Consider the following 488-nt stretch of genomic DNA (forward strand, 5'->3'; position numbering starts at 1 on the left):
CTGCGGACGACGCTCGTCGGTGCGTGGTACACACCTCTCCTCGTTGATCCAGCGATACTGGTGGGTCTGCTGCCAGTCGGGTTCGTCCTGTTGACGTTTGCGTTTGTCGAGCAAGAAATCGCCGTTCGCGATGCGACGGTCACGACAGCGTTCGTCCAAAGTTGGCGCACCGTCGCTGGGAACCGCCTCCGACTGGGTGCAGCCCTCATCGTTCCCTACGGAATCAATATGGCGTTCAGTCTGCTTCTCGGACAGGTCATGCCGGATGCGACGTTCGGTTCACCGACCTTCTTACTCACTCAGACGGCACTCTCGGTGGAGTCGTCGATCATCTCGATCGTCGTTCTCGGAATTACTTCGCAGGCGTGGATTCAACTCACCGGTGTTGACGGTCCGCTAGCCGACTACTGGACTGGTGGGACAGCGGATTCACAGCCTTCCGACGAGGGAGCGACGAGGAACGCTGTCGAATGAACTGATAGCGAACG

General features: G+C 58.8%; 1 pseudogene. It reads left to right on the top strand.

From position 1 onward, the window contains the following. A pseudogene (locus DVK06_RS17370) lies at positions 1-474 on the top strand (hypothetical protein); the annotation flags it as partial. Positions 475-488 lie beyond the last annotated feature (14 nt).

The organism is Halorubrum sp. Atlit-28R, assembly GCF_003665955.1.
GTDB classification, from domain to species: Archaea; Halobacteriota; Halobacteria; order Halobacteriales; family Haloferacaceae; genus Halorubrum; species Halorubrum tropicale.